Source organism: Pseudomonas sp. FP1154, from assembly GCF_030687245.1.
GTDB classification, from domain to species: Bacteria; Pseudomonadota; Gammaproteobacteria; order Pseudomonadales; family Pseudomonadaceae; genus Aquipseudomonas; species Aquipseudomonas rhizophila.
This window is the reverse complement of sequence record NZ_CP117465.1, coordinates 1,212,137-1,235,837: the sequence shown is the minus strand read 5'-3', so window position 1 is coordinate 1,235,837 and position 23,701 is coordinate 1,212,137. Positions and strand designations below refer to the sequence as shown.

Here is a 23,701-nt window from a genome sequence, read left to right as displayed (position 1 = left end):
AAGTCCTTTCTTATTCCAACTGGCAATAAACAAACTGCCGCAAAATGCGGCAGATTCGCAATTCAGCGAAGCGTTACAGACGACCCAGATCGTTGACCAAGGCAAGCAACATTACCCCGACCACCAAGCTGATACCGATCTGTATCCCCCAACCTTGCACCCTATCCGACAAGGGACGACCACGCGCCCACTCGATCAGATAAAACAACAAATGCCCCCCATCCAGTACCGGAATGGGCAGCAAATTCAGAACCCCCAGGCTAATGCTCAGATAAGCAAGGAAATTCAGGAAATCAGCGACGCCCGACTGGGCAGAAGCGCCCGCCACTTTAGCAATGGTTATCGGTCCACTCAAGTTTTTTACCGAGAGCTCGCCGAACAACATTTTCTTGAGCGAATCGAGGGTCAGGATGCTCATGGTCCAGGTACGACGCGCGCCCTCGCCAATCGCCGCCAAAGGGCCGAAACTGACCTCGCGGATCATTTCCGGTGGCCAGTCGACAGCCTTGACGCCGGCACCCAGATAGCCGGTCGGCGCCTTGCTCTCGCCACGGGCGCCCAGGGTTACCGGGACGTCGATCGGCGCACCATCGCGCTCGACGCGCAGCACTATCTTGCTATCCGGACGTACACGAACCGAATCGACCACCTGCTGCCAGTCACTGACCGGCAGGCCATCGAGCGCCAGCAGCCGATCACCGGTCTTCAGGCCTGCAGCCTGGGCCGGGCCTTTCGGGTCGAGTTCGGCGAGTATCGGCGGCAAGGCCGGACGCCATGGCTTGATCCCCAGGGAACGGATCGGATCCGGCTCGTCGGCGCCCTTGAGCCAGTTGTCCAGGATCAGTTCGCGAGGCGAATCCACCGTGGAACCCTGCTCGCGCACCATCAATTGCAACGAACCGCTCTCACCCAGGCGACGCACCAGTTGCAGGTTGACCGCCGCCCAGCCCGATGTCGGCTCCCCATCGATGGCAACGATTTCCTGCCCGACACCCAGCCCGGCACGGGCGGCGACGCTGCCGGCCTCCACCCCACCGATGACCGGACGCACCTGCTCGCTGCCCAGCATGGCCAGGGCCCAGAAAAAAACCATGGCCAGCAAAAAGTTGGCTATCGGCCCCGCCGCCACGATGGCAATACGCTGACGGACGGTCTTGCGATTGAAGGATTGGTCGACCTGATCGGCCGGCACTTCACCTTCGCGCTCGTCGAGCATCTTCACGTAGCCGCCCAGCGGAATGGCTGCCACAACGAATTCGGTGCCCTTTTTGTCATGCCAGCGCAGCAGCGGCATGCCGAAACCGACGGAAAAACGCAGAACCTTGACGCCACAGCGCCGCGCGACCCAGAAATGACCGAATTCGTGAAAAGTGACCAACACCCCCAATGCAACCAGGGTGCCGACAATCATATAGAGCGCGCTCATCTGTTTTCTCCGCAATCCTGCCCAGGACAATCCTGGCTAACGTACCGCAGCCTCAACGCCCGTGACGCTTCAACCATTGGCCCGCCAGCTCACGAGCCCTGGCGTCCGCCGTGAATACCGCATCAAGGTCATCGAGCGAAACCACAGCCTCGAGGTTCAAGACCTCCTCGATGATACTCGCGATCTCGAGGTAACGGACACGTCCGTCGAGAAACGCTGCAACCGCCACTTCATTGGCAGCATTGAGCATGGCCGGAGCACTGTTGCCTGCCTCAGCCGCTTGTCGCGCCAGACGCAGGCATGGAAAGCGCTGCTCATCAGGCGCCTGGAAATCCAGGCGGGCAATGGCGAACAGGTCCAGCGGCGCCACGCCCGAATCAATCCGCGCAGGCCAGGCCAGCGCATTGGCGATCGGAGTACGCATGTCCGGGTTGCCCAATTGAGCCAGCACCGAACCGTCTATGAAATCCACCAGGGAGTGAATCACGCTCTGCGGGTGAATCACCACTTCCACCTGGGACGGCTTGGCATCGAACAACCAGCAGGCCTCGATCAGTTCCAGGCCCTTGTTCATCATGCTGGCCGAATCCACGGAAATCTTGCGCCCCATGGACCAGTTCGGGTGAGCACAAGCCTGCTCGGGTGAAACATGCACCAACTCTTCCAGCGGAGTCTGCCGGAACGGACCGCCGGAAGCCGTCAGTAAAATCCGCCGGACCCCCACTGCGCCCAGGCCGCGGGAAAAGTCCTGCGGCATGCATTGAAAAATCGCATTGTGCTCGCTGTCGATGGGCAGCAGCACCGAACCGCTTTTGCGCACGGCCTGCATGAACAGCGCGCCGGACATGACCAGTGCTTCTTTATTGGCCAGCAGGATTTTTTTGCCTGCCTCTACCGCCGCCAGCGTTGGACGCAAACCCGCCGCGCCGACAATCGCCGCCATCACCGCGTCGACTTCAGGATCGGAGGCGACCTGACACAACCCTCCCTCCCCCACCAGCACACGGGTAGGCAAGCCTGCCGCGCGCAAGTCGTCCTGCAAGGCGCGGGCAACGCCAGCCTCAGGCACCACGGCGAAACGCGGGGTATGGCGTATGCACAGCGCCAGCAGCTCACTCAAGCGAGTAAAACCACTGAGGGCAAATACCTGATAGCGCTCCGGGTGACGGCCGATGACATCAAGCGTACTCAGGCCGATCGAACCGGTAGCACCCAGGACGGTAATTTGTTGAGGGCGACTCACGATGCCGCCATCCATAGCAGCACGGCAAAGATCGGAATCGCAGCGGTCAGGCTGTCGATGCGATCCAGCACGCCACCATGGCCGGGCAGCAGATTACTGCTGTCCTTGATGCCGGACTGACGCTTGAACATGCTTTCGGTCAGGTCGCCGACCACCGATACAAATACGATGAGAGCAGCCCCAAACAGGCCCATCAGCAACTGCCCGGCACTCCACTCCCGCACGACGCCGACCACCGCTGTGATCACCAGGCTCAAGGCCAGGCCTCCATAGACCCCTTCCCAGCTCTTGCCGGGACTGACCTTGGGAGCAAGCTTGCGCTTGCCAAACGCCCGTCCGGAGAAATAGGCACCGACATCCGCCCCCCAGACCAACACCATCACAGCCATGATCTGCCAGTTGCCCAACGGGCCTTGCTTGATCCAGATCAGCCCTTGCCAGGCCGGCAGCAGGATAAGCAGGCCAATCACCAGCTTCGCGGCAGCACCTGCCCAATGATGCGTGGTCCGCGGATAGGTCAACACCAGGAAGGTCGCCGTGGCCCACCACAATACCGCTGCCCCCAGAACCCAGGGCGCGATACCCGGCACCAGGTACATGACGAACAGCATCGCCGCCACGGCCACGGCATAGGCCACGCGCGCAGACTGCGCCGGGAAGCCCGCCAAGCGCGCCCACTCCCATGCCCCCAAGGTCACGACCAATCCGATGAACAGCGCGAAACTGGCACCTTCAAGCAGGAAAAATCCACCCAGGGCGATGGGCAACAGGATCAGAGCGGTGATGATTCGTTGTTTAAGCATTAAACCCGGGCTCCAGCTTCGATCTGCTCGCTCGTTTTACCGAAACGACGCTGACGGGAAGCGAAATCGGCCAGCGCCGTGCGCATGGCTTCGTGTTTGAAGTCCGGCCAGAACAGGTCGGAGAAATACAGCTCGGCGTAAGCCAGCTGCCAGAGCAGGAAGTTACTGATGCGATGCTCGCCACCGGTACGAATGCACAGGTCCGGCAACGGCAAGTCGCCAGTGGCCAGACAGGTCTGCAGCAGCTCAGGCGTGATGTCTTCCGGCCGCAGATGCCCGGCCTGGACCTCCCGCGCCAGCCGCTGGGCTGCCTGGGCGATGTCCCATTGGCCGCCATAGTTGGCGGCAATCTGCAGGACGAACCGATTGGCACCCGCCGTGGCGGCCTCGGCTTCGCGCATCGCAGCCTGCAACTCGGGATGAAAGCGCGAGCGGTCACCAATGATGCGCAGGCTGATGCTGTTGTCGTTGAGGCGCTTGGCCTCACGCCGCAGAGCCTTGAGGAACAGATCCATCAAGGCGCTGACTTCATCGGCCGGACGCTGCCAGTTCTCGCTGGAGAAGGCGAACAGGGTCAGCACCTCGACCCCGGCCTCGGCACACACCTCGATGACCGCGCGAACTGCATCGACCCCCGCCTTGTGCCCGGCCACGCCAGGCATAAAGCGCTTCTTGGCCCAGCGATTATTGCCATCCATGATGATCGCCACGTGACGCGGAATCGCAAACGGCACGGCCTGTTTGGTCTTTTCCATGAAAACGAGACCCTTATACGGCCATCAGGTCTTTTTCTTTCTGCGCCAAATCCGCATCGATCTTAGCCACGTACTTCTTGGTCAGATCATCAATCTCGCCAGCGGCGCGACGCTCTTCGTCTTCACTGATTTCCTTTTCCTTGACCAGATCCTTGAGCTGGCTGTTGGCATCACGACGGATGTTGCGCACGGCAACGCGAGCGTCTTCAGCCACATCACGGGCCTGCTTGGTGAAGCCCTTACGGGTTTCCTCGGTCAGGGCAGGCATGGAAATCAGCAGCAACTCACCCAGGTTGGTCGGGTTCAGATTCAGGCCGGCACTGCCGATGGCCTTGTCGACCGCGCCCAGCATGTTGCGCTCAAAGGCAACGACTTGCAGGGTCCGGGCATCCTTGACGGTGATGTTGGCCACTTGCTTGATCGGCGTATCAGCGCCGTAGTACGGCACCATCACGCCTTCGAGAATGCTTGGGTGCGCCTGGCCGGTACGAATGCGACCGAAGTTGTGTGCCAGCGATTCCACGGATTTCTGCATGCGCTCTTGAGCGTCTTTCTTGATTTCGTTGATCATTGTTGTACTTCCTCGATCAGTGTTCCTTCGGCGCCGCCATGCACGATATTCAGCAGGGCGCCGGGCTTGTTCATGTTAAAGACGCGCAGCGGCATCTTGTGGTCGCGGCACAGACAGATAGCCGTCAGGTCCATGACACCCAGCTTGCGATCCAGTACTTCATCGTAGGTCAGATGATCGAACTTCTCGGCATGCGGATCTTTGAACGGGTCAGCGGTATAGACGCCATCGACCTTGGTTGCCTTGAGCACGACATCGGCATCGATCTCGATCGCTCGCAAGCAGGCGGCCGAATCCGTGGTGAAGAACGGATTGCCGGTGCCGGCGGCAAAAATCACCACTTCCTTGGCATTGAGGTGGCGCATGGCTTTGCGGCGGTCGTAGTGATCGGTCACGCCGACCATGGAAATGGCCGACATTACGATGGCCGAGATATTGGCACGCTCCAGCGCATCGCGCATAGCCAGGGCGTTCATCACAGTGGCCAGCATGCCCATGTGGTCGCCCGTAACCCGATCCATGCCGGCCGCGCTCAGCGCTGCGCCGCGGAACAGGTTGCCGCCGCCGATGACCAGGCCGACCTGAACGCCAATTCCGACCAACTGGCCGACTTCCAGCGCCATGCGATCCAGCACTTTCGGATCGATCCCGAACTCTTCCGAGCCCATCAGGGCCTCGCCGCTAAGCTTGAGTAGAATGCGTTTATAGCGAGCCTGATAACCACTGCCCTGCTGAGCCATTGCGAATCTCTCCTGCGGCGTATTTTCGAAAATTCTTTCAGGCTGTTTGCAGCCTGCGTTCACTCTAGCTTGACGCTGACACAGCGCCATCGAAACACGGCTTTGTAAGCCAGTTCCGACAGGAAACCAATAAAAATCGGTATCCCATCCAAAAAGAGGCTGCGCGCGTGAGCGGGCAGCCTCTTCAGGGCGACAGTTAAAAAAACCGTCTTATTGCTTGGAAGCAGCCGCTACCTGAGCAGCAACTTCGTCAGCGAAGTTGTCGACTGGCTTCTCGATGCCTTCACCTACCGCAAAGCGAGTGAAGGAAACGATTTCAGCGCCGCCTTTCTTGGCCAGGGCACCCACGGTGATTTCCGGGTCCTTGACGAAAGCTTGCTCAACCAGGCTGGCTTCAGCCAGGAACTTGCTGATGCGGCCGCCGATCATTTTTTCAACGATTTCAGCTGGCTTGCCTTTCATCTTGTCTTCGTTGAGGCTCATGAACACGGCTTTTTCGCGTTCGATGGCTTCAGCGGAAACTTGCGATGGCAGCAGGAACTCAGGGTTGCTGGCCGCTACGTGCATGGCGATGTCCTTGGCCAGTTCAACGGAACCGCCCTTGAGGACAACTGCAACACCGATCTTGTTACCGTGCAGGTAAGTACCGACCACGTCACCTTCAACGCGAGCCAGACGACGGATGTTGACGTTCTCGCCGGTCTTGCCGACCAGAACCAGACGATCAGCTTCACGAGCTTCGATCAGCGGAGCGACATCAGTCAGTTTGTCAGCAAAGGCTTTTTCGACGCTGGCAGCGACGAATGCCTTGAAGTCATCCTGCAGAGCCAGGAAGTCGGTCTGGGAGTTGACTTCCAGCAGAACGGCGACCTTGCCGTCGTCCTTGATGGCGATGGCGCCTTCAGCGGCGACGTTGCCGGCTTTCTTGGCAGCCTTGATGGCGCCCGAAGCACGCATGTCATCAATGGCTTTCTCGATGTCGCCGCCAGCCTTGGTCAAGGCCTTCTTGCAGTCCATCATGCCTTCGCCGGTACGCTCGCGCAGTTCTTTGACCAACGCTGCAGTAATCTCTGCCATTTCAAAATCCTCTTGGATAGGTTTTCAACCATTCCACCCGATTGAACGGGCGTGCAATTCTTCCCGAACCACCCTTGTTAGCCGCTGCACGTTACAGATGCTGTAGCTGCGCTGCTGACAAATGGTTTTCGAGGTGGCAAAAAGGGGGCCAAGCCCCCTTTTTGCTTACTGAGTCAACGCCAGGGCGTCAATTACTCAGCGGCTGCTGCCGGAGCTTCTTCAGCGAAGACTTCGGTGCCGCCATTAACATTGTTGCGACCACGGATAACAGCGTCAGCCATCGAACCCATGTACAGCTGGATGGCGCGGATGGCGTCATCGTTGCCTGGGATGATGTAGTCAACGCCTTCCGGGCTGCTGTTGGTATCGACAACGCCGATGACCGGGATACCCAGCTTGTTGGCTTCGGTGATCGCGATGCGCTCGTGGTCAACGTCGATCACGAACAGTGCGTCAGGCAGACCGCCCATGTCCTTGATACCGCCCAGGGAGCGGTCCAGCTTCTCAAGATCGCGAGTGCGCATCAGCGCTTCTTTCTTGGTCAGCTTGGCGAAAGTACCGTCTTCGGACTGCACTTCAAGGTCACGCAGACGCTTGATGGAAGCGCGAATGGTCTTGAAGTTGGTCAGCATGCCGCCCAACCAGCGGTGATCGACGTACGGCGAACCGCAACGTGCTGCTTCTTCAGCAACGATCTTGCCAGCGGAACGCTTGGTGCCGACGAACAGAATCTTGTTTTTGCCCTGGGCCAGGCGCTCTACGAAGGTCAGTGCTTCGTTGAACATCGGCAGGGTTTTTTCAAGGTTGATGATGTGGATCTTGTTACGCGCGCCGAAAATGTACTTACCCATTTTCGGGTTCCAGTAACGGGTCTGGTGACCGAAGTGCACACCGGCCTTCAGCATATCGCGCATGTTGACTTGGGACATGATAGTTCCTTGATAAGTCGGGTTTGGCCTCCACGTATCCCAATGACCAACCAGCGGCCTATATAAGCCGAAGGCACCCAGGTCATCGTGTCGACACGTGTGTGGATTTAAGCTTGCGGGGTCATCCCCGGAAAGCGGCGCATTTTATACCACAGCAAGGGCGAAAACGGAACACGGATTCTGAAAACCCCTATGGAAGGGGTTTTATCCCCTCGCCACAGAGTTCCATCCAGGCGATAGGGTTCATTGCGCTGATCGTCTGTTAGAATCGCCTCTTTCAGGGCCGCGCTGCTCATCATCCGCCGCCTATTTCGTTTTGAACAGCGCCGCCGGGCGCAGAGAGAGCCTGTATGACCGTCACCCTCAAGACCCCCGAGGACATCGCAAAAATGCGTGTCGCCGGCAAACTCGCCGCCGACGTGCTGGAAATGATTGCCGAACACGTCAAGCCGGGCGTTACCACCGAAGAACTGGACCGGATCTGCCACGACTACATCGTCAACGAGCAGAAAGCCATTCCTGCCCCGCTCAACTATAAAGGCTTCCCCAAGTCGATCTGCACCTCGATCAACCACGTGGTCTGCCACGGCATCCCCAACGAAAAGCCGTTGAAGGATGGCGACACCCTGAACATCGACGTTACCGTCATCAAGGATGGTTACCACGGTGACACCAGCCGCATGTTCCATGTCGGCAACGTGCCGGAATGGGCCCAGCGCCTGTCGAAAGTCACCCAGGAATGCATGTACATGGCCATCGAACTGGTGAAACCGGGCTGCCGCCTGGGAGACATCGGTGAAGTGATCCAGAAACACGCGCAGAAGAACGGCTTTTCGGTGGTGCGCGAATTCTGCGGCCACGGTATCGGCAAAGTGTTCCATGAAGAACCGCAGATCCTGCACTACGGCCGTGCCGGCACCGGCATGGAGCTGCAAGCGGGCATGACCTTCACCATCGAGCCAATGATCAACCAGGGTCGCGCCGACACCAAGGTACTGGGCGACGGCTGGACCGCCATCACCAAGGACCGCAAGCTGTCGGCCCAGTGGGAACATACCTTGCTGGTTACCGAGACTGGGTACGAGATCTTCACCCTGCGCAGCGATGACACCATCGCTCGCGTTTCCGCCTGATCCACAACCCAGCTATAGATAGAAAGAAAGGAAAGCCATTCGATGCCGCAGGTGGATCCCGAACTCTTCGACCGCGGCCAGTTCCAGGCTGAACTGGCCCTGAAGGCAAGCCCCATATCGGCCTTCAAGAAGGCGATCCGCCAGGCTCATGAAGTGCTCGACCAGCGCTTTCGCAGTGGCCGGGATATTCGCCGGCTGATCGAAGACCGTGCCTGGTTCGTCGATAACATCCTGCAAAAGGCCTGGGAGCAGTTCAACTGGAGCGAAGACGCCGACATTGCCCTGGTGGCGGTGGGCGGCTATGGGCGCGGTGAGCTGCACCCTTACTCCGACATTGATCTGCTGATCCTGCTGGACAGCGCCGACCATGAAGTTTTCCGCGACTCCATCGAGCGTTTCCTGACGCTGCTGTGGGACATCGGCCTGGAAGTCGGTCAGAGCGTGCGCTCGGTGCAGGAATGCGCCGAAGAGGCCCGCGCCGACCTGACGGTGATCACCAACCTGATGGAAAGCCGCACCATCGCCGGTCCCGAGCGCCTTCGCCAGCGTATGCTCGAGGTCACCAGCACCGCGCACATGTGGCCCAGCAAGGACTTTTTCCTGGCCAAGCACGCCGAACAAAAGGCCCGCCACCACAAGTACAACGACACCGAATACAACCTGGAACCCAACGTCAAAGGCTCCCCTGGCGGATTGCGGGACATCCAGACCATCCTGTGGGTTGCCCGTCGCCAGTACGGCACTCTGAACCTGCGCGCCCTGGCTGGCGAAGGCTTCCTGGTGGAAAGCGAAAATGCCCTGCTGGCCTCGTCCCAGGAATTCCTGTGGAAAGTGCGCTACGCCTTGCACATGCTTGCCGGGCGATCCGAAGACCGCTTGCTGTTCGATCACCAGCGCTCCATCGCGGGCTTGCTGGGTTTCGAGGGCCAGGATGCCAAGCAGTCCATCGAAAACTTCATGCAGCAGTACTACCGGGTGGTGATGAGCATCGCCCAGCTCAGCGAACTGATCATCCAGCACTTCGAAGAGGTCATCCTCGCCCCCGAAGACGAAGAACCGCCGCAGCCGATCAACTCACGCTTCCAGCTCCACGATGGTTACATCGAAGCGCGCAACGCCAATGTATTCCGCCGTACGCCGTTCGCCATGCTGGAGATTTTCGTGCTCATGGCCCAGCAGCCGGAAATCAAGGGGGTGCGCGCCGACACCATTCGCCTGCTGCGGGAAAACCGTCACCTGATCGATGACGACTTCCGCCACGATATCCGCAACACCAGCCTGTTCATCGAGCTGTTCAAGTGCAGGATCGGGGTGCATCGCAACCTGCGGCGGATGAACCGCTACGGCATTCTGGGGCGCTACCTGCCGGAGTTCGGTTTCATCGTCGGTCAGATGCAGCACGACCTGTTCCACATCTATACGGTCGATGCCCACACGCTGAACCTGATCAAGCACCTGCGGAAGTTGCAATACACCCAGGTATCGGAAAAATTCCCGCTGGCCAGCAAGCTCATGGGCAAGCTGCCCAAGCCCGAACTGATCTACATGGCGGGGCTTTACCACGACATCGGCAAGGGTCGCCAGGGCGACCACTCCGAGATCGGCGCGGTGGATGCCGAGGCGTTCTGCCAGCGCCATCAACTGCCGGTATGGGACAGCCGGCTGATCGTCTGGCTGGTGCAGAATCACCTGGTGATGTCGACCACCGCCCAGCGCAAGGACCTGTCCGACCCGCAGGTGATCCACGACTTCGCCCAGATCGTCGGTGATGAAACACGTCTGGATTACCTCTACGTGCTGACCGTGGCCGATATCAATGCCACCAACCCGAGCCTGTGGAATTCCTGGCGCGCCAGCCTGTTGCGCCAGCTCTACACCGAGACCAAGCGTGCCCTGCGCCGCGGCCTGGAAAACCCGGTGGACCGCGAAGAGCAGATCCGTCGCACCCAAACTGCCGCCCTGGACATCCTGGTGCGCGGCGGCACCGATCCGGACGACGTCGAACAGCTCTGGTCGCAGTTGGGCGATGACTATTTCCTGCGCCACACTGCCGGCGACGTCGCCTGGCACAGCGACGCGATTCTGCAGCAACCGGCCGATGGCGGGCCGTTGGTGCTGATCAAGGAAACCACCCAGCGCGAGTTCGAGGGCGGCACGCAGATTTTCATCTACGCCCCGGACCAGCACGACTTCTTCGCCGTGACTGTGGCGGCGATGGACCAGCTCAACCTCAACATTCACGACGCCCGGGTCATTACCTCCAGCAGCCAGTTCACCCTCGACACCTACATTGTGCTCGACACCGATGGCGATTCGATTGGCGACAACCCGACGCGGGTCAAACAGATCCGCGACGGTCTCACCGAGGCCCTGCGCAACCCGGCGGATTACCCGACCATCATCCAGCGCCGGGTCCCGCGCCAGCTCAAGCACTTCGCCTTCGCTCCCCAGGTAACGATCCACAACGACGCCCAGCGTCAGGTCACGGTGCTGGAGCTCAGCGCCCCGGACCGCCCTGGCCTGCTGGCGCGGGTCGGGCATATATTCCTGGAGTTCGACCTGTCGTTGCAGAACGCCAAGATCGCCACCTTGGGCGAACGGGTGGAAGACGTGTTCTTCATCACTGACGCGCATAACCAGCCGCTGTCCGATCCGCAGCTGTGCAGCCGCTTGCAGGACGCGATTGTCCGGCAGTTGAGCGTCAACCAGGAACCTGATGCTCACCCGACACGGATCAGCATCTGAACGAACAAATTTCCCCCTGTGGGAGCGAGCCTGCTCGCGATGACGGCAGAACATCCAGCACAGATGTTTCCTGACATACCGCTATCGCGAGCAGGCTCGCTCCCACATTAAAAGAGGCCCCCGATGAACAACGCTCTGAACCAGTTGCAGCCCTACCCGTTCGAAAAGCTCCGCGCCCTGCTGGGCAGCGTCACGCCCAACCCGGACAAACGCCCCATCGCGCTGTCCATCGGCGAGCCCAAGCACCGCTCGCCAAGCTTTGTGGCTGAAGCCCTGGCCAGCAATCTGGAAAAAATGGCCGTGTACCCGACCACCCTCGGCATCCCGGAATTGCGTGAAGCCATCACCGGCTGGTGCGAGCGCCGCTTCAACGTGCCGAACGGCTGGCTGGACCCGGCGCGCCACGTGCTGCCGGTCAATGGCACCCGTGAAGCTCTGTTTGCCTTCACCCAGACCGTAGTCAACCGTGGCGACGACGCCCTGGTGGTCAGCCCGAATCCGTTCTATCAGATCTATGAAGGCGCCGCGTTCCTGGCCGGAGCCAAGCCACACTACCTGCCGTGCCTGGACGAAAACGGCTTCAATCCGGATTTCGATGCGGTCTCGCCGGACATCTGGAAACGCTGCCAGATTCTGTTCCTGTGCTCCCCGGGCAACCCGACCGGTGCGCTGATCCCGGTGGATGTGCTGAAGAGGCTCATTGCCCTGGCCGACGAGCACGACTTCGTGATTGCCGCGGACGAGTGCTACAGCGAGCTGTACTTCGACGAACAGACCCCGCCACCAGGGCTGCTCAGCGCCTGCGTCGAGCTCGGCCGCCAGGATTTCAAGCGCTGCGTGGTGTTCCACAGCCTGTCCAAACGCTCCAACCTGCCAGGCCTGCGCTCCGGTTTCGTGGCCGGCGATGCGGACATCCTCAAGGGCTTCTTGCTGTATCGCACCTACCACGGCTGCGCGATGCCGGTTCAGACCCAACTGGCGAGCATCGCCGCATGGAACGACGAAGTGCACGTACGGGCCAACCGCGCGCTGTACCGGGAAAAGTTCGACGCGGTACTGGAAATCCTCAGCCCGGTACTGGACGTGCAACGCCCCGACGGTAGCTTCTACCTGTGGCCGAACGTAGCGGGCGATGATGCGGCGTTCTGCCGTGACCTGTTCGAACAGGAACACGTGACCGTGGTACCGGGCTCGTACCTGTCCCGCGAAGTGGATGGCGTCAACCCAGGCGCCGGACGCGTGCGCATGGCCCTGGTCGCGCCATTGGCTGAATGTGTGGAAGCGGCGGAGCGGATTCGCGCGTTCATTCAGCGTCGGGGTTGATGGCTGCACCAGGACTTGAGCGAACTGCTGTTGTGGCGAGGGGATTTATCCCCGCTGGGCTGCGAAGCAGCCCCAAAGCAGTCGACTCAATTGTCCTGACACACCGAGTTGCCGGGTTTTAGGGCTGCTTAGCAGCCCAGCGGGGATAAATCCCCTCGCCACAGGTTCAGTGCTTTACTGGGATTTTTGTGTTTGCCTTTCGATTTATCGCGAGCAAGCTTTGCTCCCACAGTGGTTTGGTGTTGTTCACAAAGTTTGTGATCGATACCGGATCCTGTGGGAGCAAAGCTTGCTCGCGATGAGGCCGGCACGATTACATCAAGTCCGAAGCTCTACCCGATCCAGGCACTTGTTCGCCAACAACATCCCCAACTCAATCATCTGGGCCACTCCCAATGCTACATGTCGTCGCGAGCCGTCCTGATCGAAGGCAAGGTCATTGAGCACTGCATTGGCCGAAGCCAGGGTTTCGCTGAGATTGGCCAGCAACACTTCGGTGTCGATACCGTCAGCCACAGTGAATAGCTGTACTGAGGGCTTGGGTTCTGACTCGCTGTCGTCAGGTTTGAGATAGTGATCCAGCACACGATCAGCGGCTTCTTGCAGTTTTTCGGGTGCGTAATCGCCGTAGGGGAAAGTGGATGCGGGCTTTGGTGCGTTTTGAGTCTCTTTGTTGTCCATCAAAATTGCTCCCTAGAGCTGAAGTATGTAAAGCCCCGCGCTTGGATAGCGCAGAAGCCCGTGCTCCTAGAGGTTTTGTTCGGATTCTTACGTCCGGTCGCTGAATTGGCAGCGACACCCAGAGGCTAGAGCCCTCGCTTCCGACGGACAACCTTAAAAACTTGTCGGAAACTTCGGCGTGTCTGACAGACCACGGTCTGTCTGCTCAGACAAGAAAAGACATAAAACGTACCGCGAACGCCAAGCCGCTGATTTCGCTTACTTTGTACACCGAAAGATCTCATTCAACCCTGTTACGAGGGTTCAAGCTGGCTTGAATTCGCTATCCCCTGTAGCCATAATCCTCCCCGTCACCAGCGAAAGCTGGCAGGAGTCTGGGTCCCTCTCGAGGTTGACCCAGCGGCGCAGAAAGGGCGAAGCAAGCTCAACTGCGTGTCGATTGAAGCCGCCTTCGGGCGGCTTTGCTTTTTTATGAGGATAAGGAATGCCTCTTTATTACCATCCCAAGCAAGGCGATGTTCTTCTTTGCGACTTCACGCGGGGCTTTGTTGCGCCTGAAATGCTGAAGATCCGCAAGGTGGTGGTGATCTCTCCTACTGCCACACACAGTCGCAAGCTCTGCACTGTGGTGCCGATTTCCTCCACAACTCCACAAACTCAGCAGGACTGGCACCACCTGCTCCGCACCAACCCCCTCCAGTCCGATGGCTACAAAGAGCTGTGGGTGAAGTGCGACATGATTTATACCGTGAGTTTTGAACGTCTGGACAAGCTGCATAAAAAGACTCGATCCAAGGGCCGAGAGTACTTCGTTCCTCGCCTGGGCTCTGAAGACATGCAAGGCGTGATCGCCGGTGTGAAGGCCTACCTTCCGCTCTAACCCCAACCGTTATTTACCCAACCCCAAATTCGCCTCCGCCAGATCCAACTCCCCCAGCACCTCTCGCAGCACATCATCCCCAATCTGGTGATGACGGCTGAGGCGATACAACTCCAGCCGCTGCGCCCGATAGGCCTTCAAGCGCAGCCGGCGTTCCAGCAGGTCCATCTCAAACGCCAGCGCCTGGGCTTCGGCGGAGTCGTTGAACACCTCCAACTGATGGCGATATTCAGACATCAACCGCGCCTTGACCTCGGTCGCCAGCGCCGCTTGGGTCGCGTCGGGCGCGCTGGCAGCCTCGCTCGTTTCGTCCACTTCCAATGCATGGATCGCCGCTTCAGCAGTTTTGCGCCAGGCATCGCGCACTTCGTGGCGGCGCTTGTCATCGGGGCTTTTCTCGATACCTCGCAGCAGCAATGGCAGGGCGATGCAGGCGGCGATCAATGACAGCAGAATCACCCCGGCGGCAATGAAGATCAGCAAGTCTCGCTCGGGAAACGGCTCACCCGCCGCCAACAGCATCGGCACCGACAGCACGCCCGCCAGTGTCACCGCTCCGCGCACCCCGCCGAAGGTCAGCAACCAGCAGGAGCGCGCAGTCGGCACGAGCGTCAGCTCGCCCTTGCCACGCCAGCGGCGCAATAGCCCGGACAGGCGCCAGGTGCTTTGCACCCAGACAAACCGCAGCACCAGCAACACCAGGAAAATCGCCACCACGTCCAGGCAGCGGTAGAACAGCGTCGGCCACAATGTGGTTTCGTGGCTGGTCACCGCCTTGGCGATGTCCGGCAATTGCAGGCCCAGCAGCAGGAAGATCAAGCCGTTGAAGGCGAACTCCAGCAGTGACCAGACGCTGCGGTTGAGCAACCGCGTGCCGGTCTGGCGCGGCAGCAGGTCGAGCCAGCTCTGCATCATGCCGGCCGCCACTGCCGAGAGAATCCCCGAAGCGCCCAAACGTTCAGCCAGCACATAGGCCGCGAATGGCAACAGCAACATGAACACTACGTGGGTGGCCGGGTCGTCCCAGCCGCGCCCGATCATCCAGGCCCGCATACGGCCCACCAGCCAACTCAAGGCCACGCCGACCAGCAGTCCACCGATCGCCACCAGCACGAAGGTCAGGCTCGCGTTGGCCAGGGAAAACACCCCGGTGATGGCCGCCGCCAGGGCGAACTTGAAGGTGACCAGGCCCGAGGCGTCGTTCATCAGCGCTTCGCCCTGGAGCATGTGCATCAGGGGGCCGGGCAAGCGGTCGCGAGCAATCGCCGACACCGCCACCGCGTCGGTCGGCGACAGGACCGCCGCCAGGGCAAACGCCACCGGCAGCGGGATGCTCGGCAGCAGCCAGTGAATGAAATAACCGGCGCCCACCACCGTAAACAGCACCAGCCCCACCGCCAGCGTCAGGATCGGCCCGCGCAGGCGCCAGAATTCGCGCTTGGGCATACGCCAGCCGTCGGAGAACAGCAGCGGTGGCAGGAATAAAAACAGGAACAACTCCGGATTGAGCGTTACATGCAAACCCAGGGATGGCCAGGCCAGCAACGCCCCTGCGCCGATCTGCACCAAGGGCAACGGCAGCGGAATCAACCGCCCGATCAGCCGCGAAACACCCACCAGCGTCAACAGGATCAGCACGGTATAAGCGCTTTGCATAACGAGTTTCCATTTACAGCGACACACATCCGGCAACAGCTTGCCGTTGAAGTGCCATATTAACCGCCTAGCATTAACTTGGCCGTTACACCTATGTCGCAGTCAGCCCTGTGGAATGAGCCTGTGGGAGCAAAGCTTGCTCGCGATGAACGATGGCGCAGTCTTGCAGTTGAACCGTGTCGCCTGTATCGCGAGCAAGCTTTGCTCCCACAGACTCGCCCACAGGTTTGGGTGCATGCCGATCTGGCGTCGCGAAACCGTCCGGTCATGGCATAATCCTTGACCTTTTATTTCCAGCACCTGCAAAGGGGGCAATTCCTTGACCGATTCAAGTAAAACGTTGCACCTTTTCGGTATCAAAGCCTGTGACACGATGAAAAAGGCGCGCACCTGGCTCGATGAACACGCTGTGCACTACGACTTTCACGATTACAAGACCGCCGGCATCGACCGTGAGCACCTGACCCAATGGTGCAACGAGCATGGCTGGCAAGTGGTGTTGAACCGTGCCGGTACGACCTTTCGCAAACTCGACGACGAACGCAAAGCCGATCTCGACCAGACGAAAGCCATCGAACTGATGCTCGGCCAACCCTCGATGATCAAGCGCCCGGTGCTTGATCTCGGTGACCGAACCCTGATTGGCTTCAAGCCAGATATATATGCGGCAGAAATCAAGTAAGCCTGCCCAGTCCATTTTGTAGAGGTAATTTCATGTCCAATACTCTGTTCAGCCTGGCCTTCGGTGTCGGCACGCAAAACCGTCAAGGTAGCTGGCTGGAAGTGTTCTACGCCCAACCGTTGCTCAACCCTTCGGCCGAGATCGTCAAGGCCATCGCGCCGATTCTGGGCTATAGCGAAGGCAACCAGGCCATCACCTTCACCACCGCCCAGGCTTCGCAACTGGCTGACGCGCTCAAGGGCGTCGATGCCGCGCAAGCCGCGCTGCTGACCCGTCTGGCCGAGAGCCACAAGCCGCTGGTCGCCACCCTGCTGGCTGAAGACGCCCCACTGAGCTCCACGCCCGAGGCCTACCTCAAGCTGCATCTGTTGTCGCACCGTCTGGTCAAGCCTCACGGCCTGAACCTGACCGGTATTTTCCCGCTGCTGCCGAACGTGGCCTGGACCAGCCAGGGCGCAATCGACCTGGGCGAACTGGCCGAGCACCAGCTCGAAGCCCGTCTACGCGGCGAGCTGCTGGAAGTGTTCTCGGTGGACAAGTTCCCGAAAATGACTGACTACGTGGTCCCGGCCGGCGTGCGTATCGCCGATGCCGCGCGGATCCGCCTGGGCGCCTACGTAGGCGAAGGCACCACAGTGATGCACGAAGGTTTCGTCAACTTCAACGCCGGCACCGAAGGGCCGGGCATGATCGAAGGCCGTGTATCGGCTGGCGTATTCGTTGGCAAGGGGTCTGACCTGGGCGGCGGTTGCTCGACCATGGGCACCCTGTCGGGCGGCGGCAACATCGTGATCAAGGTCGGTGAAGGCTGCCTGATCGGTGCCAACGCCGGCATCGGCATTCCGCTGGGCGACCGCAACACCGTGGAGTCGGGCCTGTACGTGACCGCCGGCACCAAGGTGGCGCTGCTGGACGAGAACAACCAACTGGTCAAGGTGGTCAAGGCCCGCGAGCTGGCCGGCCAGCCCGATCTGCTGTTCCGCCGCAACTCCGAGACCGGCGCGGTGGAATGCAAAACCCATAAATCGGCCATCGAGCTGAACGAAGCACTGCACGCCCACAACTAAGCCGCTTCACACCATCACCTGTGGGAGCAACCTTGCTCCCACAGGGTCCGGCGTAACTCCAGCAGGGCCCGAAAGCATGTTGATTCCCTCTCCCTGGCGCGCCGATTTCCCGGCCATCGCCGCCTTGCAACGGCAAGGCCAGACCTACCTGGACAATGCCGCCACCACGCAAAAACCCCAAGCCCTGCTGGACGCCCTGGCGCATTACTACGCCAATGGCGCGGCCAACGTGCACCGCGCACAGCATCTGCCGGGCGCCCATGCGACCCAGGCATTCGAAGACAGCCGACTCAAAGTGTCGCAATGGCTCAATGCCGGGGATTGCGGGCAAATCGTCTTCACCCATGGCGCCACTTCGGCGCTGAATCTTCTGGCCTATGGGCTGGAACATCTTTTCAATCCGGGCGATGAAATCGTCATCAGTGCCCTGGAACACCACGCCAACCTGCTGCCGTGGCAACAACTGGCCGAGCGTCGTGCGCTGACGCTGGTGGTGTTGCCGCTGGGTGCCGACGGGGTGATCGATATCAGCGCCGCCGCCGAACTGATCGGCCCACGTACGCGCCTGCTGGCGGTGAGCCAGCTGTCCAACGTGCTGGGCACCTGGCAGCCCTTGCCAGCGCTATTGGCCCTGGCCAAGGTCCAAGGCGCGCTGACGGTGATCGATGGCGCCCAGGGTGTGGTTCATGGCCGTCACGATGTGGAGGCACTGGGCTGCGACTTTTATGTATTTTCCAGCCACAAGCTCTATGGCCCCGAAGGACTGGGCGTGTTGTTCGGCCGCACCGAAGCGCTTCATCAACTGCGTCATTGGCAGTTCGGCGGCGAGATGGTGCAACAGGCCGACTACCACAGCGCCACGTTCCGTCCGGCGCCACTGGGCTTCGAAGCCGGCACGCCGCCGATTGCCAGTGTGATCGGCCTGGGCGCGACCCTCGACTACCTGTCCGGCCTCGACCCGCAGGCAGTCAGCGACCATGAAACTGCACTGCATGACTACCTGCTTCACGGGCTGCTGGCGCGCAATGGCGTCCGCCTGGTGGGCAATCCGAGCCTGGCCCTGGTCAGCTTCATGGTCGAAGGCGTGCACAACGCCGACGTGGCCCACTTGCTGACCGAACAAGGCATCGCTGTACGCGCCGGGCATCACTGCGCCATGCCGCTGTTCAAACATCTGAAGCTGTCGGGGGCGATTCGCGTGTCGCTGGCGCTGTACAACGACTCCGCCGATATCGAACGCTTCTTCGAGGCTCTGGACCAGGCCCTGGAGATGCTCCGATGAGCCTGCCGGCCGACGCGGCCACAGCGCTGCAAGTGTTTCAGGACGCATCGGGTTGGGAACAACGCGCCCGGCTGCTGATGCAATGGGGCGAGCGCCTGCCGCCCTTGAGCGATGCGGATAAGTGCGACGCCAATCTCGTCCATGGTTGTGAAAGTCAGGTGTGGTTGGTGGGACGGCTGCAGGACGGACATTGGCAGTTTGCCGCCAGCAGCGATGCGCGGTTGATTCGTGGGCTGGTGGCGTTGCTGCTGGCGCGGGTCAACGGCTTGTCGGCTGACGAGTTGCAACAGGTGGATTTGCCGGATTGGTTCAATCAGTTGGGATTGTCGCAGCAGTTGTCGCCTTCGCGCAGCAATGGTTTGAATGCGGTGTTGAAGCGGATGCTTGAGTTGACTGAATGATCGCCATCGCGAGCAGGCTCGCTCCCACAGGGGATCCGTGTCGTACACAAAACTTGTGTTCCATGAGATCCAATGTGGGAGCGAGCCTGCTCGCGATGAGGCCATCAGCCCCAGTGCTCAAACCTGAGGCTTAACCCGGTCCGCCGGCCGCCGCACACCCGCCACAATCTTATCCACAGCCTTGGTCGCCGCGACCATGCCGAACGTCGCCGTGACCATCATCACCGCACCAAACCCGCCAGCACAGTCGAGCTTGACGCCATCGCCGACAAAGCTCTTCTGCAAGCAAATGCTGCCGTCCGGTTTCGGGTAGCGCAGTTGCTCGGTGGAGAACACGCAGGGCACGCTGTAATGGCGGGTCACGGTACGGGAAAAACCGTAATCGCGGCGCAGGGTGGAACGCACTTTCGAGGCCAGCGGGTCGTTGAACGTGCGGTTCAAGTCGCACACCTGGATCAACGTCGGGTCGATCTGCCCACCCGCGCCGCCGGTGGTGATGATCTGGATCTTGCGGCGCTTGCACCAGGCGATCAGCGCCGCCTTGGCGTTGACGCTGTCGATGCAGTCGATCACGCAATCGATGTTCGGCGTGATGTATTCGGCCATGGTGTCGCGGGTGACGAAATCCGCCACGGCATGCACCGTGCAGTCGGGGTTGATGCCGCGCAGGCGCTCGGCCATCACCTCGACCTTGGGTTTGCCGACGGTGCTGTCCAGGGCGTGCAGTTGGCGGTTGGCATTGCTGACGCAGACATCATCCAGGTCGAACAGCGAAATCTCGCCCACGCCGCACCGGGCGATGGCTTCCGCCGCCCAGGAACCGACGCCGCCCACCCCGACAATCGCCACATGGGCCGCCCGCAGGCGCTCCAGGCCTTCGATGCCATACAAACGGGCGATACCGGCAAACCGTGGATCTTCTGTACTCATGACCATTACCCCAAAAACCGGCGCGCATTATAGGGCTTTGCTGCGGCAATTCGAGCCGGTCGCGAAATGAATCCGACCAATTTCCCTTGTGGGAGCGAGCTTGCTCGCGATAGCGGTGTGTCAGTCAATATTGATGCGGCTGATCCGACGCCATCGCGAGCAGGCTCGCTCCCACAGGTTTCGTGGTCCAACTGACCAGCACCAGGGGCCCACCGGGGTCGTTTTGCTATAAGATAACCGCCATTTTGTAAGCCTCGACCGAATACAATCCAACGGTCGAACTCAGGACCTGTGGGAGCGGGCTTGCTCGCGAAGGCGTCATCACTGACGCTAAAAGCTTCGCGAGCAAGCCCGCTCCCACATGGACTGTGATCTCCTTTCCAGCTTTCGGAGTTTTCCATGACGGCCCACGCCGACCTCTCGCCGACCCTGCAACTCGCCTGCGACCTGATCCGCCGTCCGTCCGTGACGCCGGTGGATGCCGATTGCCAGAAACTGATGATGCAGCGCCTGGGCAGCGCGGGCTTTACGCTCGAACCGATGCGCATCGAGGATGTGGATAACTTCTGGGCCAGCCATGGCAAGCATGACGGCCCGGTGCTGTGTTTCGCCGGGCACACCGACGTGGTGCCGACCGGTCCGGTTCAAGCCTGGCAGCTCGACCCGTTCGATGCGGTCATCGATGAACACGGCATGCTCTGTGGCCGTGGCGCGGCAGACATGAAAGGCAGCCTGGCGGCTATGGTGGTGGCAGCGGAACGGTTTGTCGCCGACTACCCGGACCACAAAGGCTCGATCACCTTTCTGATCACCAGCGACGAAGAAGGCCCGGCCCACCACGGCACCAAGGCCGTGGTCGAGCGCCTCAAGGCCCGCCAGGAACGCCTGGACTGGTGCATCGTCGGCGAGCCGTCGAGCACCACCCTGGTGGGTGACGTGGTCAAGAACGGCCGCCGCGGCTCCCTCGGCGCAAAACTGACGGTGCGCGGCAAGCAAGGCCACGTGGCCTATCCGCACCTGGCGAAGAACCCCATCCATCTGGCCGCGCCGGCCCTGGCAGAGTTGGCCGCGGAGCATTGGGACCACGGCAACGACTTCTTCCCGCCCACCAGTTTCCAGATTTCCAACCTCAACGCCGGCACTGGCGCGACCAACGTGATCCCCGGCGACCTGGTGGCGGTGTTCAACTTCCGCTTCTCTACCGAGTCCACCGTCGAAGGCTTGCAAAAACGCGTCGCCGATATCCTCGACAAGCATCAACTGGACTGGCACATCGATTGGGCGTTGTCGGGCCTGCCATTCCTCACCGAACCAGGCGCTTTGCTGGATGCCGTGTCTTCGAGCATCAAGGATGTCACCGGTCGCGAGACGAAAGCCTCCACCAGCGGTGGCACCTCCGATGGCCGCTTCATCGCTACCATGGGCACCCAAGTGGTGGAACTGGGGCCGGTCAACGCGACCATCCACCAGGTCAACGAGCGCGTGCTGGCGGCCGACCTCGACGTGCTGACCGAGATCTACTACAAGACGCTGATCAAGTTGCTCGCCTGATGCTCGCCTGCCCGATCTGCAGTGAACCGCTGAACGCGGTGGACAACGGCGTGGTGTGCCCGGCCGGCCATCGCTTCGACCGCGCGCGGCAGGGTTACCTGAACCTGCTGCCGGTGCAGCACAAGAACAGCCGCGATCCCGGCGATAACCAGGCGATGGTCGAAGCCCGCCGCGACTTCCTCAACGCCGGGCATTACGCCCCTGTCGCCCGGCGCCTGGCCGAACTGGCCGCCGAGCGCGCGCCCGGTCGCTGGCTGGACATCGGCTGTGGCGAGGGTTACTACACCGCGCAGATCGCCGACGCCTTGCCGGATGCCGATGGCTACGCCCTGGACATTTCCCGCGAGGCGGTCAAACGCGCCTGCAAACGCGATCCACGGCTGACCTGGTTGATCGCCAGCATGGCCCGCGTACCGCTGGCGGACGGCTGCTGCCAGTTTCTGGCCAGCGTGTTCAGCCCGCTGGACTGGCAGGAGGCCAAACGCCTGCTCAGCCCCGGTGGCGGCCTGATGAAGGTCGGCCCGACCAGCGGCCACCTGATGGAATTGCGCGAGCGACTGTACGACGAAGTGCGCCAGTACACGGATGACAAACACCTGGCCCTGGTGCCGTCGGGCATGGTGCTCGATCACAGCGAAACCCTCGAGTTCAAGCTCATGCTCACAAGTGGCCAGGACCGCGCCAACCTGTTGGCGATGACGCCCCACGGCTGGCGCGCCAGTGCCGAACGCCGCGCCAGCGTGATCGAGCAGGCCGAGCCGTTCGAGGTCACGGTGTCGATGCGCTACGATTATTTCGTTCTTCAATAACTTTTAATTCCCGGCCTCGGGCAACCGCCAGAGGCCAGTTAAATCCGCGAATGGATTTTTCAAGACCGCAGTGAGGACATCCATGCGCCAACCCGATATCGAGATTTACCTCAAAGACGCCGACGTCGATCACAAGGCCATTGCCGCGTGGCTCGGCCAGGCCCTGGGCCCGTGCAGCGACTGGGTCCAGAAAGGCCAGACCTACAAGTGCAAGGCCGGCGATATCCCGGTGACCTGGCTACCCAAGGCCGTGGGTAAATGGAACAGCCTGTACCTGGAAAGCGACCAGACCCCGTGGGAAGACGACATCGCCTGCGCCCGTGCAGCCTTTGCCGCGCTGAACGTCGAAGTGCGCTGCGCACCTGGGTCGTGGGTGGAGGAAGAAGGTGAGGAATCGGCCGATCGCTGGATTCGCATCAGCGCCGATGGGGAAGAAGAGATTACCTGGAAGACGGCGTGACTATCTGAGGGCCACCCTCGCGATGCCCGCCGCAGATACAAAGGTAAAAGCACAACCCATGTGGGAGCGAGCCTGCTCGCGATAGCGGTGTGACAGTCAATGATGCATTGCCTGATACACCGCTATCGCGAGCAGGCTCGCTCCCACAAGGGGTTTTGTGTCGCCAGTGAATGCGGGTTACAACCCCACCACATCCTCAGCCTGCAAGCCCTTCTGCCCTTCCACCACCGCGTACTCGACCTGCTGGCCTTCAGTCAGAGAACGATGGCCTTCGCCACGGATCGCGCGGTAATGCACGAATACATCCGCCCCGCCTTCACGCTGGATGAAGCCGTAGCCTTTGGCGTCGTTGAACCACTTCACATTGCCGGTTTCGCGTGCTGCCATGATTGCTCACTCCCATTTTTATTTTTAAGTCGGCCTTTCGATAGAAAGCCGTACGATCTTCGCCGCCGTCCGGCCGTCCACGAGGAAGGCAGAGGCAGTCAGCCGCCCGAGTATATGACAGACGTAAAAACTCTCAACTGACTTTACTTCGGCGCTTTTTTGCCGATTTT

The 23,701-nt window shown here is 60.6% G+C and carries 23 protein-coding genes; 11 read left to right on the top strand and 12 right to left on the bottom strand.

What is annotated here, in order from left to right; all coding sequences use genetic code 11:
* Positions 1–73 precede the first annotated feature (73 nt).
* The 8 genes from rseP to rpsB all read right to left on the bottom strand — a co-directional run bounded on the left by rseP (position 74) and on the right by rpsB (position 7,544).
* Positions 74–1,426: an RIP metalloprotease RseP gene (gene rseP / locus PSH91_RS05555; RefSeq protein WP_076386185.1), complete on the bottom strand. Its 1,353-nt coding sequence runs from the start codon at positions 1,424–1,426 to the stop codon at positions 74–76.
* A 52-nt stretch (positions 1,427–1,478) separates the two neighbouring features.
* On the bottom strand, positions 1,479–2,669 hold the full coding sequence (ispC, locus tag PSH91_RS05550; RefSeq protein ID WP_047227596.1) for a 1-deoxy-D-xylulose-5-phosphate reductoisomerase: 1,191 nt from the start codon (positions 2,667–2,669) through the stop codon (positions 1,479–1,481).
* Positions 2,666–3,472, bottom strand: coding sequence for a phosphatidate cytidylyltransferase (locus tag PSH91_RS05545; RefSeq protein ID WP_047227564.1), 807 nt, complete (start codon positions 3,470–3,472; stop codon positions 2,666–2,668). The genes ispC and PSH91_RS05545 overlap by 4 nt, the downstream gene beginning before the upstream one ends.
* On the bottom strand, positions 3,472–4,227 hold the full coding sequence (uppS, locus tag PSH91_RS05540; RefSeq protein WP_047227563.1) for a polyprenyl diphosphate synthase: 756 nt from the start codon (positions 4,225–4,227) through the stop codon (positions 3,472–3,474). Before uppS ends, PSH91_RS05545 begins: the two co-directional genes overlap by 1 nt.
* 13 nt (positions 4,228–4,240) lie before the next feature.
* Positions 4,241–4,798 (bottom strand): ribosome recycling factor, encoded by a 558-nt coding sequence (frr, locus tag PSH91_RS05535; RefSeq protein WP_047227562.1) that lies wholly within the window; start codon positions 4,796–4,798, stop codon positions 4,241–4,243.
* A complete protein-coding gene (gene pyrH, locus PSH91_RS05530) occupies positions 4,795–5,538 on the bottom strand; it encodes a UMP kinase (RefSeq protein ID WP_024779012.1) in 744 nt (247 codons plus the stop codon). The genes frr and pyrH overlap by 4 nt, the downstream gene beginning before the upstream one ends.
* Before the next feature lie 210 nt (positions 5,539–5,748).
* On the bottom strand, positions 5,749–6,615 hold the full coding sequence (tsf, locus tag PSH91_RS05525; RefSeq protein ID WP_047227561.1) for a translation elongation factor Ts: 867 nt from the start codon (positions 6,613–6,615) through the stop codon (positions 5,749–5,751).
* Between the two features lie 191 nt (positions 6,616–6,806).
* The gene (gene rpsB, locus PSH91_RS05520) at positions 6,807–7,544 is read right to left on the bottom strand and encodes a 30S ribosomal protein S2 (RefSeq protein WP_003198231.1); all 738 of its coding nucleotides are present in this window, start codon (positions 7,542–7,544) and stop codon (positions 6,807–6,809) included.
* Positions 7,545–7,894: 350 nt separating this feature from the next.
* Between rpsB and map the strand changes: the two genes are divergently transcribed.
* From map to dapC, 3 genes are all read left to right on the top strand, one after another.
* Positions 7,895–8,677: a type I methionyl aminopeptidase gene (gene map, locus PSH91_RS05515; protein ID WP_047227560.1), complete on the top strand. Its 783-nt coding sequence runs from the start codon at positions 7,895–7,897 to the stop codon at positions 8,675–8,677.
* A gap of 42 nt (positions 8,678–8,719) precedes the next feature.
* Complete coding sequence (locus PSH91_RS05510; protein ID WP_107321573.1) at positions 8,720–11,422, top strand: [protein-PII] uridylyltransferase; 2,703 nt, start codon at positions 8,720–8,722, stop codon at positions 11,420–11,422.
* 123 nt (positions 11,423–11,545) lie between these two features.
* Positions 11,546–12,745: a succinyldiaminopimelate transaminase gene (dapC, locus tag PSH91_RS05505; RefSeq protein WP_047227558.1), complete on the top strand. Its 1,200-nt coding sequence runs from the start codon at positions 11,546–11,548 to the stop codon at positions 12,743–12,745.
* Positions 12,746–13,063: 318 nt separating this feature from the next.
* Here the strand turns inward: dapC and PSH91_RS05500 are convergent, their stop codons facing one another.
* On the bottom strand, positions 13,064–13,426 hold the full coding sequence (locus PSH91_RS05500) for a DUF6124 family protein (protein WP_305467536.1): 363 nt from the start codon (positions 13,424–13,426) through the stop codon (positions 13,064–13,066).
* A gap of 484 nt (positions 13,427–13,910) precedes the next feature.
* Here PSH91_RS05500 and PSH91_RS05495 point away from each other — a divergent pair, with 484 nt between their 5' ends.
* A complete protein-coding gene (locus tag PSH91_RS05495; RefSeq protein WP_210643046.1) occupies positions 13,911–14,306 on the top strand; it encodes a type II toxin-antitoxin system PemK/MazF family toxin in 396 nt (131 codons plus the stop codon).
* A 9-nt stretch (positions 14,307–14,315) separates the two neighbouring features.
* Here PSH91_RS05495 and PSH91_RS05490 read toward each other — a convergent pair whose 3' ends face one another.
* A complete protein-coding gene (locus PSH91_RS05490) occupies positions 14,316–15,962 on the bottom strand; it encodes a Na+/H+ antiporter (RefSeq protein ID WP_305467534.1) in 1,647 nt (548 codons plus the stop codon).
* Between the two features lie 373 nt (positions 15,963–16,335).
* On the opposite strand from PSH91_RS05490, the gene PSH91_RS05485 reads away from it, so the two are divergent.
* From PSH91_RS05485 to PSH91_RS05470, 4 genes are all read left to right on the top strand, one after another.
* The gene (locus PSH91_RS05485) at positions 16,336–16,644 is read left to right on the top strand and encodes an arsenate reductase (protein WP_231990599.1); all 309 of its coding nucleotides are present in this window, start codon (positions 16,336–16,338) and stop codon (positions 16,642–16,644) included.
* A gap of 32 nt (positions 16,645–16,676) precedes the next feature.
* Positions 16,677–17,711: a 2,3,4,5-tetrahydropyridine-2,6-dicarboxylate N-succinyltransferase gene (gene dapD / locus PSH91_RS05480; RefSeq protein WP_047227554.1), complete on the top strand. Its 1,035-nt coding sequence runs from the start codon at positions 16,677–16,679 to the stop codon at positions 17,709–17,711.
* 76 nt (positions 17,712–17,787) lie between these two features.
* The gene (locus PSH91_RS05475; RefSeq protein ID WP_160891648.1) at positions 17,788–18,993 is read left to right on the top strand and encodes an aminotransferase class V-fold PLP-dependent enzyme; all 1,206 of its coding nucleotides are present in this window, start codon (positions 17,788–17,790) and stop codon (positions 18,991–18,993) included.
* Complete coding sequence (locus tag PSH91_RS05470) at positions 18,990–19,394, top strand: SufE family protein (RefSeq protein ID WP_305467533.1); 405 nt, start codon at positions 18,990–18,992, stop codon at positions 19,392–19,394. The genes PSH91_RS05475 and PSH91_RS05470 overlap by 4 nt, the downstream gene beginning before the upstream one ends.
* 117 nt (positions 19,395–19,511) lie before the next feature.
* On the opposite strand, the gene tcdA is transcribed toward PSH91_RS05470, so the two are convergent.
* Entirely contained in the window at positions 19,512–20,324 is an 813-nt protein-coding gene (tcdA, locus tag PSH91_RS05465) for a tRNA cyclic N6-threonylcarbamoyladenosine(37) synthase TcdA (protein ID WP_003198205.1), read from the bottom strand.
* A 399-nt stretch (positions 20,325–20,723) separates the two neighbouring features.
* Between tcdA and dapE the strand changes: the two genes are divergently transcribed.
* From dapE to PSH91_RS05450, 3 genes are all read left to right on the top strand, one after another.
* Entirely contained in the window at positions 20,724–21,875 is a 1,152-nt protein-coding gene (dapE, locus tag PSH91_RS05460) for a succinyl-diaminopimelate desuccinylase (RefSeq protein WP_047227551.1), read from the top strand.
* Positions 21,875–22,684, top strand: a complete 810-nt coding sequence (locus tag PSH91_RS05455; protein WP_305467532.1) for a putative RNA methyltransferase — start codon at positions 21,875–21,877, stop codon at positions 22,682–22,684. The genes dapE and PSH91_RS05455 overlap by 1 nt, the downstream gene beginning before the upstream one ends.
* 82 nt (positions 22,685–22,766) lie before the next feature.
* Positions 22,767–23,144, top strand: a complete 378-nt coding sequence (locus PSH91_RS05450) for a hypothetical protein (RefSeq protein WP_047227549.1) — start codon at positions 22,767–22,769, stop codon at positions 23,142–23,144.
* Positions 23,145–23,321: 177 nt separating this feature from the next.
* Here PSH91_RS05450 and PSH91_RS05445 read toward each other — a convergent pair whose 3' ends face one another.
* Complete coding sequence (locus PSH91_RS05445) at positions 23,322–23,531, bottom strand: cold-shock protein (protein ID WP_003184959.1); 210 nt, start codon at positions 23,529–23,531, stop codon at positions 23,322–23,324.
* Between the last annotated feature and the right edge of the window lie 170 nt (positions 23,532–23,701).